This window comes from Methylorubrum salsuginis (genome assembly GCF_900114375.1).
GTDB lineage: Bacteria > Pseudomonadota > Alphaproteobacteria > Rhizobiales > Beijerinckiaceae > Methylobacterium > Methylobacterium salsuginis.
The window spans coordinates 172,762-187,151 of record NZ_FOSV01000008.1 but is presented as its reverse complement, the minus strand read 5'-3'; the positions used below and the strand labels follow the sequence as shown (position 1 = coordinate 187,151).

14 protein-coding genes are annotated in these 14,390 nt (G+C 67.8%); 6 read left to right on the top strand and 8 right to left on the bottom strand.

Features of this window, described 5'->3' with window-relative positions:
* The 6 genes from BM140_RS12095 to BM140_RS12070 all read left to right on the top strand — a co-directional run.
* Positions 1-345, top strand: a 345-nt coding sequence (locus BM140_RS12095; RefSeq protein WP_165616445.1) for a transposase, incomplete at its 5' end; no start/stop codon positions are given.
* A gap of 74 nt (positions 346-419) precedes the next feature.
* Positions 420-1,271 carry an AAA family ATPase gene (locus BM140_RS12090; protein WP_091946142.1) on the top strand — a complete coding sequence of 284 codons (852 nt, stop codon included), beginning with the start codon at positions 420-422 and terminating at the stop codon, positions 1,269-1,271.
* Between the two features lie 240 nt (positions 1,272-1,511).
* A complete protein-coding gene (locus BM140_RS12085; protein WP_091946139.1) occupies positions 1,512-2,492 on the top strand; it encodes an aldo/keto reductase in 981 nt (326 codons plus the stop codon).
* On the top strand, positions 2,489-3,019 hold the full coding sequence (locus tag BM140_RS12080) for a SixA phosphatase family protein (RefSeq protein WP_091946136.1): 531 nt from the start codon (positions 2,489-2,491) through the stop codon (positions 3,017-3,019). The genes BM140_RS12085 and BM140_RS12080 overlap by 4 nt, the downstream gene beginning before the upstream one ends.
* A gap of 108 nt (positions 3,020-3,127) precedes the next feature.
* Positions 3,128-4,306: a hypothetical protein gene (locus BM140_RS12075; protein ID WP_091946133.1), complete on the top strand. Its 1,179-nt coding sequence runs from the start codon at positions 3,128-3,130 to the stop codon at positions 4,304-4,306.
* A 312-nt stretch (positions 4,307-4,618) separates the two neighbouring features.
* On the top strand, positions 4,619-7,885 hold the full coding sequence (locus tag BM140_RS12070; RefSeq protein ID WP_165616444.1) for a glycosyltransferase: 3,267 nt from the start codon (positions 4,619-4,621) through the stop codon (positions 7,883-7,885).
* Between the two features lie 93 nt (positions 7,886-7,978).
* Here BM140_RS12070 and BM140_RS12065 read toward each other — a convergent pair whose 3' ends face one another.
* The 8 genes from BM140_RS12065 to ctaD all read right to left on the bottom strand — a co-directional run bounded on the left by BM140_RS12065 (position 7,979) and on the right by ctaD (position 14,338).
* Positions 7,979-8,398 carry a DUF4864 domain-containing protein gene (locus tag BM140_RS12065; protein WP_091946127.1) on the bottom strand — a complete coding sequence of 140 codons (420 nt, stop codon included), beginning with the start codon at positions 8,396-8,398 and terminating at the stop codon, positions 7,979-7,981.
* An 88-nt stretch (positions 8,399-8,486) separates the two neighbouring features.
* Complete coding sequence (locus BM140_RS12060; RefSeq protein WP_091946124.1) at positions 8,487-9,248, bottom strand: SURF1 family protein; 762 nt, start codon at positions 9,246-9,248, stop codon at positions 8,487-8,489.
* Between the two features lie 2 nt (positions 9,249-9,250).
* Entirely contained in the window at positions 9,251-9,613 is a 363-nt protein-coding gene (locus BM140_RS12055) for a DUF983 domain-containing protein (protein ID WP_091946120.1), read from the bottom strand.
* Positions 9,614-9,834: 221 nt separating this feature from the next.
* Positions 9,835-10,686, bottom strand: coding sequence for a cytochrome c oxidase subunit 3 (locus BM140_RS12050; protein WP_091946117.1), 852 nt, complete (start codon positions 10,684-10,686; stop codon positions 9,835-9,837).
* Positions 10,687-10,824: 138 nt separating this feature from the next.
* On the bottom strand, positions 10,825-11,433 hold the full coding sequence (locus BM140_RS12045) for a cytochrome c oxidase assembly protein (RefSeq protein ID WP_091946114.1): 609 nt from the start codon (positions 11,431-11,433) through the stop codon (positions 10,825-10,827).
* Positions 11,434-11,443: 10 nt separating this feature from the next.
* Positions 11,444-11,608 (bottom strand): hypothetical protein, encoded by a 165-nt coding sequence (locus BM140_RS25855; protein WP_165616443.1) that lies wholly within the window; start codon positions 11,606-11,608, stop codon positions 11,444-11,446.
* Between the two features lie 8 nt (positions 11,609-11,616).
* Positions 11,617-12,564: a heme o synthase gene (locus tag BM140_RS12040; protein WP_091946111.1), complete on the bottom strand. Its 948-nt coding sequence runs from the start codon at positions 12,562-12,564 to the stop codon at positions 11,617-11,619.
* Positions 12,565-12,709: 145 nt separating this feature from the next.
* The gene (gene ctaD / locus BM140_RS12035) at positions 12,710-14,338 is read right to left on the bottom strand and encodes a cytochrome c oxidase subunit I (RefSeq protein ID WP_091946108.1); all 1,629 of its coding nucleotides are present in this window, start codon (positions 14,336-14,338) and stop codon (positions 12,710-12,712) included.
* Between the last annotated feature and the right edge of the window lie 52 nt (positions 14,339-14,390).

Genomic DNA, 14,390 nt, shown 5'->3' with positions numbered 1-14,390 from the left:
CCGGAGATGGCGCCGACCCTCGATGCCATCCCGCCGCTGAGCACGGGCCGGCGCGGTCGACCGCGCCGACGCCCCGACAAGCTGCACGCCGACAAGGCCTACGAGGCCAAGGCGCGCCGCCAGGAGTGTCGGGCGCGTGGGATCGTCCCACGCATCGCCCGCAAAGGCATCGAGAGCAGCCAAAAGCTCGGCCGCCACCGCTGGGTCGTGGAGCGCACTCACGCTTGGTTCAACCGCTTCCGCCGCCTGCCCGTCCGCTACGAGCGCCGCGCCGACATCTACGACGCCTTCACCACCCTCGCAGCCAGCCTCATCACCCTCAACCAGATCAGACGGTTCTGTTAGGCGCTCTAAGGCTCGGCTTGCGGGAGCCGGCCCTGCCGGGTTAGGCCGGCGCTCACCTCCCGACGCGAGCCGCCATGCGATTTTCCGGAACCGACACCTACGTCGCGCCGCCCGATCTCACCACGGCGGTCAACGCCGCGATCGTGCTGGAGCGCCCACTGCTGGTGAAGGGCGAGCCCGGCACCGGCAAGACCGTGCTGGCGGAAGAGATCGCCAAGGGGCTGAACGCGCCGCTGCTGACGTGGAACGTCAAGTCGACCACCAAGGCGCAGCAGGGGCTCTACGAGTACGACGCGGTTTCGCGGCTGCGCGATTCGCAGCTCGGCGACCCGCGGGTGTCGGACATCGCCAACTACATCCGCCGCGGCAAGCTGTGGGAGGCCTTCACCGCCCCGGAGCGGCCGGTGCTGCTGATCGACGAGATCGACAAGGCCGACATCGAGTTCCCCAACGACCTCCTGACCGAACTCGACCGGATGGAGTTCCACGTCTACGAGACCGGCGAGACGGTGCGGGCGCGCGTGCGCCCGATCGTCATCATCACCTCGAACAACGAGAAGGAGCTGCCGGACGCGTTCCTGAGGCGCTGCTTCTTCCACTACATCAAGTTCCCGGATGCCGAGACGCTGCAACAGATCGTCGAGGTGCATTATCCGGGCATCAAGCACCGGCTCGTCGAGGAGGCGCTGCGGGTGTTCCTGGAGACCCGCGAGGTGCCGGGCCTCAAGAAGAAGCCCTCGACCTCGGAGCTGCTCGACTGGCTCAAGCTCTTGGTGGCCGAGGATGTCTCGCCCGAGACCCTGCGCGAGCTTGACGGCCGCAAGCTGATCCCGCCGCTGCACGGGGCGCTGCTCAAGAACGAGCAGGATGTCGGCCTGTTCGAGAAGCTGGCCTTCATGATGCGGCGCGAGGGCAGGGGCGGCTGAGCCGGCTTTAAGCCCGGATACCGGCCTGCCCCCTTGAGGCGGGCCGTGACCGGGCTCGACGACCGGCTCACTCCGCTGCCTTCCGCCTCGACGCCGATCCCGCCGCGCGCCACGAGAGCCCGTCGTCGCGGCCGCGCGAGGCCCTGGGCCCTGCGCCCGCCACAGGGCCGGGCCGCGGTGACGACGGCGCCGGGCGCCCCATCTAAGGGCACGTCGCCCCTTTCCGCGCGGTGCTTCCCCATGAAGACGAAAAAGCTCGGCCGCACCGGCCTCGACGTCTCACCGCTCTGCCTCGGCTGCATGACCTACGGCGTGCCCGAGCGCGGGCCCCATCCCTGGACGATGCCAGAGGCGGAGAGCCGCCCGCTGATCCGCCGGGCGCTCGACCTCGGCATCAATTTCTTCGATACCGCCAATTACTATTCCGACGGCACGTCCGAGGAGATCGTCGGCCGGGCGTTGAAGGATTTCGCCAGCCGCGACGAGATCGTGCTGGCCACCAAGGTCTATTACCCGCTCACCCAGCGGCCCAACGCGGGCGGCCTGTCGCGCAAGGCGATCTTCTCGGCGATCGACGCCTCGCTGAAGCGGCTCGGCACCGACTATGTCGATCTCTACCAGATCCACCGCTGGGACTACGACACGCCGATCGAGGTGACGCTGGAGGCGCTGCACGATGTCGTGAAGGCCGGCAAGGCTCGTTACATCGGCGCCTCGTCGATGTTCGCGTGGCAATTCGCCAAGGCGATCTACACTGCCGAAAGCCACGGCTGGACGCGGTTTGCCACGATGCAGAACCACCTCAACCTGCTCCACCGCGAGGAGGAGCGGGAGATGATCCCGCTCTGCGCCGACCAGGGCATCCCGCTGATCCCGTGGAGCCCGCTCGCCCGGGGCCGGCTAACCCGCGACTTCGACGAGGGCAGCGCCCGCCAGGAAAGCGACCTCGTCGGCAAGGGGCTCTACGACGCGACGCTCGAGGCCGACCGCAAGGTGGTCGAAGCGGTGGCCGCGATCGCACAGGCCCGCGGCGTGTCGCGGGCGCAGGTGGCGCTGGCCTGGGTGCTGCAAAAGCCGGAGGTCGCCGCGCCGATCGTCGGCGCCTCGAAGCCGGGCCATCTCGACGACGCCGTCGCGGCCCTCGACCTCGCGCTGACTGAGGACGAGATCGCCGCCCTGGAGGCACCCTACGTGCCGCACGCCGTGGTGGGCTTCCGATGAGCCGCCGCCTTCTGCTCCTGCGTCACGCCAAATCCGCCTACCCGCAGGGCGTGGCCGATATCGACCGGCCGCTCGGCCCCCGCGGGCGCGAGGCCGCCCCCCTGATGGGCGATTATATCGCCCGCGAGGGCCTGCGGCCCGGCCTCGCCATGGTCTCGCCCGCGCGGCGCACGCAGGAGACTTGGAGCGCCGTGCGGCCCTTCCTCGACGGGACGCGCGAAGAGACGGTGCCCTCGATCTACGAGGCGCCCTCCACCCGCATCCTCGACGCCATCCGCTCGGCGCCGGACGACGTGGAGAATCTGATGGTGATCGGCCACAATCCCGGACTCGGCGAGGCGGCCCTGCGCCTCGTCGGTGAGGGCCCCAAGGAACTGCGCCGGGACCTGCGCGAAAAATTCCCGACGGCGGCGCTGGCGGTGATCGAGTTCGAGGCCGACCGTTGGGAGGCGATCGGCGAGGGGACCGGCACGCTGCTGCGCTACGTCCGCCCGCGCCAGCTCGCGGCGGAGATGGAGGACGATTGAGGCGTTCGCCGCGCCGCATCGCCCGAAGACGGTCGCGCCGTCGAACCGTTCGCCCGGCTGCGCCGTTTCCGAGCGAGACCGTTTCCGGCCCGCCCGACGGGGGATTGATTGCTCCTCGAAACCCTCCTGGCCCTCTCGATGCTGCCGCGCGAGGCCGAGACCGCGGGGCGGGCCGCCGCGCAGGCCGTGGTGGCGCGCCTGCCGACGGCGCCGGCATCGGGCGCCCCACCGGGAGCCGCCCCTCCCTTGCCGCCGAGCCTCAGCCTCGTCGCCCGCGCCGTGTCGAACTGGCGCGAAGAGGCCGGCGAGAACCTCGCGCCGACCTCCCTCGCCCTCGTGGTCCGCTACGCCGCCTCCGAGCCGGGCTTCGTCGCCCGCTGCGTGCGGCTCAACAATTACTGGTGCGTGAAGCAGGCGCGCTGGTCGGGCGAACTCGGCGGCGACGCGGAAGGCCATACGGGCTTCGCCACCGCCGCGGACGGGGCGGAGGCCGCCGCCCAGCTGCTGCGCCGCTATTACCGCGGTTACGGCCGCCGTTCGGCGCTCGCCATCGTGCGGCGCTGGGCCCCCGCCGAGTGCGGGGCGCCGCGCCCCGTCGCCCGCTCGGTCCCGCGGGGCGGGACGGCAACCCCCGCCGTCTCCGTGAGCCTTGCGCCGCAGGGCATCGGCCGGACCCTGCGCGCCCGCTTCCTCGCCCGCCACGGCCGCGGCGGGGTGGCGCGGCCGCCGGTCTCGGGGGCATTGCGGGTCCAGCCCTGGTCGGCGCGGGCGCGGCTCGCCGGCCATCCCGGCCGCATCCCCCGCGCCGCGGCCCTGCCGCCGCTGAGGCCCGCCGCCGACATCGCAACCGGCCTCTCCTCGGCTTCCGCCGGCCCGGTGCCCCGTCCGACCGCAGATCCGGCCGCCTTGCTGACCCCGCGACGGGCGACGGATCCGAACCGCCTCGTCGCGGAGGCCGCCGCGCTGCCGCCGCTTGCCGCCCTGCCGAAAGGAAGCTTGCTCGACCTCTCCGTCCCGGCCCCGCTCTGCGCGAACGACGAGACCCGCATCCGCAACTACGCCGCGCGCATCGCCGGAAGCGTGGGCCTCGGCTCCGACGACGACCTGCGGCTGTTCGACGAGGAGGGCCGGGCGGGAGCGAACCTCCTGCCGGTGATGCGGGCGATGTCGGCGGTGGAACTCGGAACCCTGCACGCTGCGCCCGCCTTGATCGCAGCGGCGATCGAGCGACTTCGGGATCCTGCGACGCGTGCGAACGCGGAAACGAGGATCGAGGCAATCCGCTGATCCGGTCCGGCACGGCGCCGACCTCCAAATATCAATCGAATGATTGTCTTCGGCAAAATCAATATCGCCAAAATTATGTAAGGATTATTCCATTGACATCACGAATCACACGCCTGTTCGACAAAGCTACACAGTCCTTCGTCGCTTGACCAGGCGGATCGGTTCCCATACTGACAGCGCCGACAGCTGCCGGCCGCGTGAGGTCATGACGGGAATTGCCCGAAGCGACCCACGGCGCGGTATCGAAATCACCTGCCAACAGGACTTCGGAACATGACCATCCATCGCGATCAAGAAGATGCGAAGGGCCATGTGGCGTCATACAAAATCTGCCCCGACAAAACGATCGAGTTCATGCAGGCGGGGGCGTCCCAGATCGAAGCCTCCGTCATCCTGCGAGACCGCTACGGTTTCGAGGAGAGCGGCGTCATCCTGAGCCGGCGTGTGCTCGATCGCCAGGTCGTCAACCACCTCGTCACCTCCGACAAGGGGCTGATGTGGCGTTTCGTCGAGACGCCGACAGGCGCACGGATCGGCAAGAACGTCCGCAACTGGACCCTATCCGGCAGCGACACGTACTTCATCTTCACCGAGAACGACGTCGCAGCCGAGCGGCCCATGACTGCCGTGACGCGTCTCTTCGATCCGCTGAACAGCGACGATCTCGCAGTCGAGGCGGACCAAACCTACCTTTTCACCGCCCTAGTCGCGACCCATCGCTGCGACGCCTGCTTCGTTTTCCAGTTCCTTGATGCCGCAGGACGGGTCGTGCATCGGCAGGCCCACGACGTCGCGACCGTCCGCAAGGGCGGAACGCGGATCGAGGATTATCATCCGCTCCGCGTCCGTCTCGACGCGCCCGGCGGCGCCCGCCGCCTGCGTATCCTCATCGAGAAGGGCGCCAGCACCAGCCAGACCAACAGCTACTTCTTCTTCGCCAACCCGTCGCTGGCGGAGGTCGAGGACGCGGTCGTCCTGTCGAGCGAGTTCCTGCGCCTCGCCCGAGAGGACGGACCGGCCCGGATCGTCGCCTACCGAGCGAAGCTGCCGCTCGTCGCCTTCGAAAGCCGCAAGGGCAGCAACGACATCGCCATCGTGATCGGCGGCCACGAACACGTGATCAAGAACGCGATCTCCTACGGCTTCGACTTCAAAATCAGCGAATTCCGGGTCAAGTTCGACCAGATCAACGTCACGGTTTCACGCAGCTCGACGAATCATCCCTACGTCAAGCTGGACGTCTGCGTCGACGACACCCCGATCAGACAGATCGAGCTGCTGCTGGACGCCGAACAGATCAGCCACAGCATCAAGATCGACAGCCGATACTTCGACGGTCAGTACCACGTCGTCTCGATCCGCAACGCTGCCGACGACGCCGTCCTGCACCACACGACGGTGCTGCTCGACTTCCAGATGACGCCCTGGACGGCGTTGCAGACCTACGCCAAGAAGCCCTTCGACGCGACGCTGTCGTCGCTCGCGGCCTTTCACCTGAAATCCTACCGCCAATGGCACCGCGACCCGCGGGACGCCGCCCGCATCCCGAATCTGTATGCCCTGCAGGAGACGCTGCTCGACGGCATCCGCAAGCGCGCGAAGTATCGGCCGATCGCCTTCCCGGCGGTGGAAACGCCGGACGTCAGCATCGTCATCCCGCTGCACAACAAGTTCGAGGTGACTTATCTCTGCCTGTCGGCGCTTCTGTTCGCCTACACGGCCTATAGCTTCGAGGTCATCCTCGTCGATGACGGCTCGACCGACGAGACCGTGGCCATCGCCGAGACCGTCACCGGCGTCACCTGCCTGCGCAACCCGACCGCCAAAGGTTTCGTCGAGAGCTGCAACCGCGGCGCAGCCGCCGCGCGCGGTCGCTACACGGTGTTCCTCAACAACGACACTGAGGTCACGGCCAACTGGCTCGACGAGTTGATCCACGCCTACGAAGATTTCGACGACGTCGGCCTCGTCGGCTCCAAGCTGATCTACCCGGACGGCACCCTGCAGGAGGCGGGCGGCGTCATCTGGGACAGCGGCAATCCGTGGAACTACGGCCGCAACCAGAACAACAGCGATCCGAAGTTCAACTACCTGCGTCAGGCCGATTACGTCTCCGGCGCCGCCCTGCTCATCGATTCCGAGCTCCTGCGCCAGATCGGCTACTTCAGCCGCGAGTTCATACCCGGTTATTTCGAGGATACCGACCTCGCCATGAAGGTGCGCCACGCCGGCAAGCGCGTGCTCTACGTGCCGAGCTCGGTCGTCGTGCATTACGAGGGGCAGTCGTCGGGTACCGACGTGACCTCGGGCATGAAGAAGTACCAAGAGGTCAACCGGCCGAAATTCAAGAAGAAGTGGGTCAACCTGTTCAAGGACCACGGCCGCGAGGGCGTCAACGTCGATCGGGAGAAGGACCGCCACGTCCGTCAGCGGATGCTGGTGATCGACAACCATTATCCGATGGTCGACAACGACGCTGGCAGCTACGCCGCCTTCCAGGAGATCCGGCTGTTCCAGAGCCTGGGCATGAAGGTGACGTTCCTGCCGCTCAACCTCGCCTTCATGGACCGGCACACGCGAGCCTTGCAGAAGATCGGCGTCGAGTGCCTCTACGCCCCGTTCGTCACCGACATCTCGGCCTTCATCCGCGACCGCATCGGCGACTTCGACCTCGTCTACGTCACGCGTTACTACACCTTCGGTAGTGTCATCTCCCTGATCCGCGAGCATTCGCGCAGCATCAAGGTGATCCTCAACCTCGCCGACCTGCACTTCCTCCGCGAGATGCGCGCGGCGAAAGCCCAGGAGCCGAACTATACCCTCGAGGGTGCGCTCGAGACCAAGCGCCGCGAGCTGGAGATGATCGCCGAGGCCGATCTGACGCTGAGCTATTCCGATGTCGAGCTCACGGTTCTCGAAAGCCATCTCCCGGCCGCCAAGCTCGGGCGGGTGCCGTGGGTCGTCGACGTGCGCGGCGACGCCAAACCGACCTTCGCCGACACCAAGGACATCCTGTTCCTCGGAGGCTTCGGCCATCCACCGAACGTCGAGGCGGCCCGCTTCTTCGTCACCGAGGTGATGCCCGAGCTTCTGGCCAAGGATCCGTCGATCGTCTTTCACATCGTCGGCAGCAACCCGACCAAGGAGGTGATGGATTTCGCCTCCGACAGCGTGAAGGTGCATGGCTACGTGCCGGATCTGGACGCGGTCCTGAGCTCGACCCGCGTCTTCGTCGCGCCGCTGCGTTCGGGCGCGGGCATCAAGGGCAAGGTGCTGGAAAGCCTGTCCTACGGGCTCGCCGGTGTGTTCTCGCCGATCGCGATCGAGGGCACGGGCCTGTCGAACGAGCTCGACTGCCTCGTGGCCGACGAGCCGCGGGTCTGGGCCGCGCAGGTGCTGCGGCTCTATTCCGACGAGGCCCTGTGGGAGCGCATCAGCGCCGGCGCCCTGGAGCGCGCGAAGCGCTTCTCGTTCGAACACGCCCGCGAGGATCTGCAGAAGACGCTGGCGACGGTCGATATCTACACCACCGCCGACGGCCTCCGTTACAAGCGTGTCCGGCCCCGCTCCTACGAGTGAGGCGCCCGCCAGGGCCCGCCGCCGAACCGGCGGCGGGCCCTGAAGCTTCGCCCCGACGGCGAGGCCCCCTATCGGGACGATGTTCCGAACCCGTCAGGCGGCGTCGCCCGGCGCCTTCTTCAGCTGACAGCCGGTGATCCGCCATTGGCCGTCCACCTGCCGCTGGAGCGTGTAGAGCGCCACCCAGTCGATGCCGGCCTCGTCCTGCAGACTCATGCCCTGGGCGATCTCGTCCTCGGCCGTCTCCTCGGCGGCCTCGAAGCGGTAGCTGCGCGGGCGCAGGACCGGGGCATAGCCCTTCTCCACCATGGCGATGAAGGTATCGGGGGAGGGGAACAGATTACGGATCTGCGGGGCGGCCTCGGCATAAGCGGCGCCCGAATCGTTGCGGCGGAAGGCCTCGATCTGGCGCTCGATGGTGGCGCGGGCGGCCCTTTGGGCGGTCTCATCGGCCCGGGCGGACAGGATGCCGCAAACCAGGGCGAGGGGGATCAGAACGACGGCTCTGCGCATGGCGGGGGGCGCTCCGTGCTTCCCACGCCGGACGCAATCGATCCCGGCGCGGCCCGCCTCGCGTGAAGCAGGCCGCGGGCCAACGCGCTCAGGGCACGTCGGGCTCCACCGGATCGTTCAGGCGCCGCCACGCGAAGACGGAAAACACGCCGACGAGGCAGGCGGCGATGCCGAACCACGTGAACGCGTATTGCAGGTGGTTGTTGGGCAGATCGACCCGCAGGTTTCCGCCGCGGGGCCAGCCGCCGGGATTTTGGGTCGCGTCCGCCTCGATCAGGTAGGGCGCGACGTTCGTCAGCCCACGAGCCGCCGCGATGGCCGCGATATCACGGGTGTACCACTGATCGCGGGCGGGATCGGATTCCGGCACGAACATCGTGCGGATCTCGCTGCCGCGCAGCATGCCGGTCACGGCGGTCTCGCCCGCGACCTGTCCGGCGGCGCGGCTCTTCGGGTCCTTCAGCTCGGTCGGGACGAAGCCGCGGTTGACGAGAATCGCGGTGCCGTCGTCGCGCATGAGCGGGGTCAGGACATAGAAGCCCTGGAGCGCCCGGCCGGGCTCGCCCGGCGCGAGGCCGTGGACCAGCACCTCCTTGTCATGGAGGAAGGTGCCGCGCGCCCGCACCCGGCGGAACTCGTCGGCCTTGGGATCCCAGGCATCGAAGGGCGGCGGCGCGGCGGGCGGCTCGACGTGGGAGCGCTCGACGATGCGGGCGATCAAGGCCTCCTTCTCGCCCTTGCGGGCGAGTTGCCAGACACCGAGGCCGAGGAGGATGGCGAGGCAGACGAGCGCCGCGAGGCCCGGGGCTATGAGGCTGCGCAGGCGGGCGGATCGGTCGGCGGAAGACATCACTATCGAAAACGTCCCTGCTCAGCCTTGTTGGCGAATTGGACGGCGGCCAGCACGCCTTTCAGCGGACGCACCAGCAGCAGGCTCAAACCGACCGCCAGCGTGCCGGCGACGAGGGCGTGGACCCAAACCGGCGGCTCGTAGGTGATTTCCAGCCAGAGGGCGGTGCCGGCCACGACGAAGCCGGTGATCGACATCACGAAAAAGGCCGGTCCATCCGCGGAATCGAAGCGCGAAAAATCCTGGCCGCAGACCTCGCAGGCCGGGCGGACGGACAGGAAGCCGCGAAACAGGTGCCCCTCTCCGCAGGCCGGGCAGCGCCCGCGCAGACCGGTCGAGATCGGGGAGGGGGCGGTTCGGTTCATGGGCGTCGTCCGAGAGCATCGTCCCGAAGGGTGGTTTCCGGTTTTCGGAAACGACGATGCGGCACAAGGATCGGGCGCCTCGTCCTGGATCCGATCTCCAGGACGAGGCTCTGGCACCCTCCCGGTATGACGAGCCGGCGAGGGGAGCGCACGCAAAAAAGGGCGGCTCGCGCCGCCCTTCTGGGTTGCCGCCGTTGCAGGGCGGCCGGATGGGGAGGGCCTCAGTGGGCCGAGGCGCCGGCGCCCCAGACGTAGATGGCAGCGAACAGGAACAGCCACACCACGTCGACGAAGTGCCAGTACCAAGCAGCGAACTCGAAGCCGAGATGCTGCTTGGGCGTGAAGTCGCCCTTGTAGGTCCGCAGCAGGCAGACGGCGAGGAAGATCGTGCCGATGATGACGTGGGCGCCGTGGAAGCCCGTCGCCATGAAGAAGGTCGCCGAGTAGATCGAACCCGAGAAGCCGAAATGGGCGTGGGCGTACTCGTAGGCCTGGCAGGCGGTGAACAGCACGCCGAGGATGATCGTCAGCCACAGGCCGTACTTCAGGCCCTTGCGGTCGCCGTGGAGCAGGGCGTGGTGGGCCCAGGTCACGGTGGTGCCGGAGGTGAGCAGGATCAGCGTGTTCAGCAGCGGCAGGTGCCAGGGGTCGAACGACTCGATGCCCTTGGGCGGCCAGACGCCGCCGGTGAACTCGACGCGGGTCGCCTGGATCGGGTCGGCGGTGTAGAGCGCGGCCTCGAAATAGGCCCAGAACCACGCCACGAAGAACATCACCTCGGAGGCGATGAACATGATCATGCCGTAGCGGTGATGGAGCTGGACGACGCGGGTGTGGTCGCCGGAATTGGCCTCGTGGGTGACGTCCTTCCACCACGACAGCATGGTGTAGAGCACGCCGAGCGTGCCGGCGCCGAACACGTAGGGGCCGACGGCGAGACCGCCGAGCGAGAGGCCCTTCATCCAGAAGACGGCGCCGAAGGCCATCAGGAACCCGGAGAACGCACCGAGGAGGGGCCACGGGCTCGGATTGATGATGTGGTAGTCGTGATTCTTGGCGTGCGCCCCGGCCATCGCAATGGGTCTCCCTTCGCCCGTACCCGTCGCCGCATCGACGGCCGGGCCCTCTGTTACCTTGTTGAGGATCGCGCCTGAGGCCCGATCCCGGTGAAGCTCTACTGCGGCCCCCGCGCCCTTGTCACGCTTGGACCTTCAGAAATTCGTCGTCTTGCTCGGCTTCGCCGCTTCCGCCACCGGCGCCCCGTTCTTCGACGGGAAGTAGGTGTAGGACAGGGTCATCTCCGGCAGCGTGCCGATGTCGGGATCCTTGCGCAGGGCCGGGTCGACGTAGAACACCAGCGGGAACTCCGCCGACTCGCCGGGCTGCAGCGTGTGCTCGTCGAAGCAGAAGCACTGCACCTTGACGAAGTAGGAGCCCATCAGGTCGGGCTGCACGTTGAACACGGCGATGCCCTTGGACGGCTCCTTCCCCGTGTTCGTCACCTTGAAGAACACCGTCGCGGTCCGGCCCGGCACCGCCTCGACGCTCGCCTGCTCCGGACGGAACCGCCAGGACAGATTCTTCGAGACGTTGGTGTCGAAGCGGACGGTGACCGGGGCCAGAGCCTCGCCGTCGGTGGCCGCGGGCGCGGCGCCGACCAGAGGCGTGCCGTTGAACCCCGTCGCCTTGCAGAACATGTCGTAGAGCGGCGCCGAGGCGAGGGCGAGGCCGCCCATGGCCAGCACCACGCCCGCACAGGCCGCCACGGTGCGGCGCACGCCGCGGGCCGCCTGGATCTGCCTTTCGGAGCCCTGCACCATCACCTCGCCCCTAGAGCGGCCGTTGCAGGACCTGCGGTCCGAGCTTGGCGATCGTCAGCACGAAGAACAGGATCACCAGGGCGCCGAGCGTCAGCGCGATGGCCAGCGAGCGCTTGCGGCGCGTCTGCGCCTCTGCGGGCGTCAGCGGGCGGATGCCGTCGGGAAGGTCGCTCATGCCGGGCCTCAAACCACGACCGCGCGGTAGAGGCCGAGCCCCTGCTCGGCGAGCAGCGCCGAGAACAGCAGGAACAGGTAGAGGATCGAGAAGGCGAACAGGCCCATCGCGGCCTTACGCTCGGACTCGCCCTGGCGCAGGCGGAACACCTGCACGGCGCCGGCCAGCATGCCGAGGCCTCCGAGCACGCCCACCAGCGCGTAGAGCCAGCCGCCGAAGCCGAAGAACACGGGCGCGAGGCCGAGCGGGGCGAGCAGCAGGGTGTACCAGACGATCTGGCGGCGGGTGGAATCCGGGCCGGCGACGTTCGGCATCATCGGGATGCCGGCCTTGGCGTACTCGCCGCTCTTCACCAGAGCGAGCGCCCAGAAATGCGGCGGCGTCCAGATGAAGATGATCGCGAACAGGATCAGCGACTCGAGGCCGACATGGCCGGTCACCGCGGCCTGGCCGACCACCGGGGGGAGGGCGCCCGCGGCGCCGCCGATGACGATGTTCTGCGCCGTCGCCCGCTTCAGCCACATCGAGTAGATCACGGCGTAGAAGACGATGGTGAAGGCGAGCAGGCCCGCGGCGAGCCAGTTGGAGGCGAGCCCGAGGATCAGCACCGAGCCGACCGAGAGCACGATGCCGAAGGCCAGCGCCTCGTCCGGGCGGATGCGCCCGTCCGGGATCGGCCGCTTGGCGGTGCGGGTCATCAGGGCGTCGATATCGGCGTCCCACCACATGTTGAGGCAGCCGGAGGCGCCCGCGCCCACCGCGATCATCAGGAGCGAGATCGCCGCGATCACCGGGTTCACGGTGACGTCCGACACCACCATGCCGACGAGCGCCGTGAAGATGACGAGCACCATCACCCGCGGCTTCAGCAGCGCGAAGAAGTCGCGCACCTCGCCGCCCACGGCGGGGGCGAAGGTCGGGGTGTCGGCGGTGACGCTGTTCGACAGGGTCGTCATGAAAACCGTGTTCTGAACGCTTGGGTTGACGCGGGAGGGAGGGTTCGGATCGCCGCCCTTTGCCGGAAGCCTTCCGGATCCCGAAGGAATCGCGAAGGCCTCGGGGAAAGGGCGAGGACCGCCGGGGCGGTCCTCGCGATGTTGGTTAGTGGGCCGGCTCGTCGACGATCTTCGGGAGCGTCTCGAACTGGTGGAAGGGCGGAGGCGACGACAGCGTCCACTCCAGAGTGGTGGCACCCTCGCCCCACGGATTGTCCGCAGCGCGGGTCTTCGAGCGGAAGGCCAGCACGATGCCGATCACGAAGACCACCATGCCGAGGGCGAAGACGTGACCGCCGAGCGTCGCGACCTTGTGCCAGCCGGCGAAGGCCTCCGGGTAGTCGGCGTAGCGGCGCGGCATGCCGGCGAGACCCAGGAAGTGCATCGGGAAGAACAGGATGTTCGCACCGATGAAGGCCAGCCAGAAGTGCAGCTTGCCCGCCCACTCGGGGATGATGTGGCCGGTCATCTTCGGGAACCAGTAGTAGACACCGGCGAAGATGATGAACACCGCACCCAGCGAGAGCACGTAGTGGAAGTGCGCGACGACGTAGTAGGTGTCGTGCAGGTACTTATCGACCGCCGAGTTGGCGAGCACGACGCCGGTGACGCCGCCGACCGTGAACAGGAAGATGAAGCCGACCGCCCAGTGCATCGCGGCGGTGAAGCGGATCGAACCGCCCCACATGGTCGCGATCCACGAGAAGATCTTCACGCCGGTCGGGACCGCGATCACCATCGTGGCGAAGACGAAGTAGGACTGCGTCTGGAGCGACAGGCCGACGGTGTACATGTGGTGGGCCCACACGACGAAGCCGACGACGCCGATGGCGACCATGGCGTAGGCCATCGCGAGGTAGCCGAAGACGGGCTTCTTCGAGAAGGTGGCGATGATGTGCGAGACGATGCCGAAAGCCGGCAGGATCATCACGTACACTTCGGGGTGGCCGAAGAACCAGAACAGGTGCTGGTAGAGCACCGGATCGCCGCCGCCCTCGGGGGCGAAGAAGGTCGTGCCGAAGTTACGGTCGGTGAGCAGCATCGTGATCGCGCCGGCGAGCACCGGGAGCGACAGGAGCAGCAGGAATGCGGTGACGAGCTCGGCCCAGGCGAAGAGCGGCATCTTGTGCAGCGTCATGCCGGGGGCGCGCATGTTGAGGATGGTGGTGATGAAGTTGATCGCGCCGAGGATCGAGCCCGCACCGGCGAGGTGGAGCGAGAAGATCGCGAAATCGACCGCCGGGCCCGGATGGCCGGTGGCGGAGGAGAGCGGCGGATAGACGGTCCAGCCGGTGCCGGCGCCCTGTGCGCCGGGCGAACCCTCGACGAACAGCGAGCAGACGAGGCAGGCGAAGCCCGACACGGTCAGCCAGAACGAGATGTTGTTCATCCGCGGGAAGGCCATGTCCGGCGCGCCGATCATCAGCGGGACGAACCAGTTGCCGAAGCCGCCGATGAGCGCGGGCATCACCATGAAGAACACCATGATGAGGCCGTGGCCGGTCACGAACACGTTGTAGGTGGCCGGGTTCGAAAAGTACTGCAGGCCGGGCTCTTCCATCTCCATGCGGATGCCGAAGGAGAGGAAGGCGCCGATCGTGCCCGCCATGAAGGCGAACACGAGGTAGAGGGTGCCGATGTCCTTGTGGTTCGTGGAGAGGAACCAACGGGAGAAGAACGAGGGCTTGTGGTCGTCGTGGGCGTCGTGCCCGGCATGTGCTGCGGCTGTGGCCATCTCTATGCCTTGCTCAGATCTCTGTCGCCTCTGGCGAGTTCAGGGTTCGGCC

Bases quoted from the DNA above. Each gene is read 5' to 3' on its own strand.
- BM140_RS12090 (WP_091946142.1), top strand. From the start codon at position 420: ATGCGATTTTCCGGAACCGACACCTACGTCGCGCCGCCCGATCTCACC.
- BM140_RS25855 (WP_165616443.1), bottom strand. From the start codon at position 11,608: ATGAGCGACCTTCCCGACGGCATCCGCCCGCTGACGCCCGCAGAGGCG.
- BM140_RS12060 (WP_091946124.1), bottom strand. From the start codon at position 9,248: ATGTCTTCCGCCGACCGATCCGCCCGCCTGCGCAGCCTCATAGCCCCG.
- BM140_RS12065 (WP_091946127.1), bottom strand. From the start codon at position 8,398: ATGCGCAGAGCCGTCGTTCTGATCCCCCTCGCCCTGGTTTGCGGCATC.
- BM140_RS12050 (WP_091946117.1), bottom strand. From the start codon at position 10,686: ATGGCCGGGGCGCACGCCAAGAATCACGACTACCACATCATCAATCCG.
- BM140_RS12045 (WP_091946114.1), bottom strand. From the start codon at position 11,433: ATGGTGCAGGGCTCCGAAAGGCAGATCCAGGCGGCCCGCGGCGTGCGC.
- BM140_RS12040 (WP_091946111.1), bottom strand. From the start codon at position 12,564: ATGACGACCCTGTCGAACAGCGTCACCGCCGACACCCCGACCTTCGCC.
- BM140_RS12055 (WP_091946120.1), bottom strand. From the start codon at position 9,613: ATGAACCGAACCGCCCCCTCCCCGATCTCGACCGGTCTGCGCGGGCGC.
- BM140_RS12085 (WP_091946139.1), top strand. From the start codon at position 1,512: ATGAAGACGAAAAAGCTCGGCCGCACCGGCCTCGACGTCTCACCGCTC.
- ctaD (WP_091946108.1), bottom strand. From the start codon at position 14,338: ATGGCCACAGCCGCAGCACATGCCGGGCACGACGCCCACGACGACCAC.
- BM140_RS12080 (WP_091946136.1), top strand. From the start codon at position 2,489: ATGAGCCGCCGCCTTCTGCTCCTGCGTCACGCCAAATCCGCCTACCCG.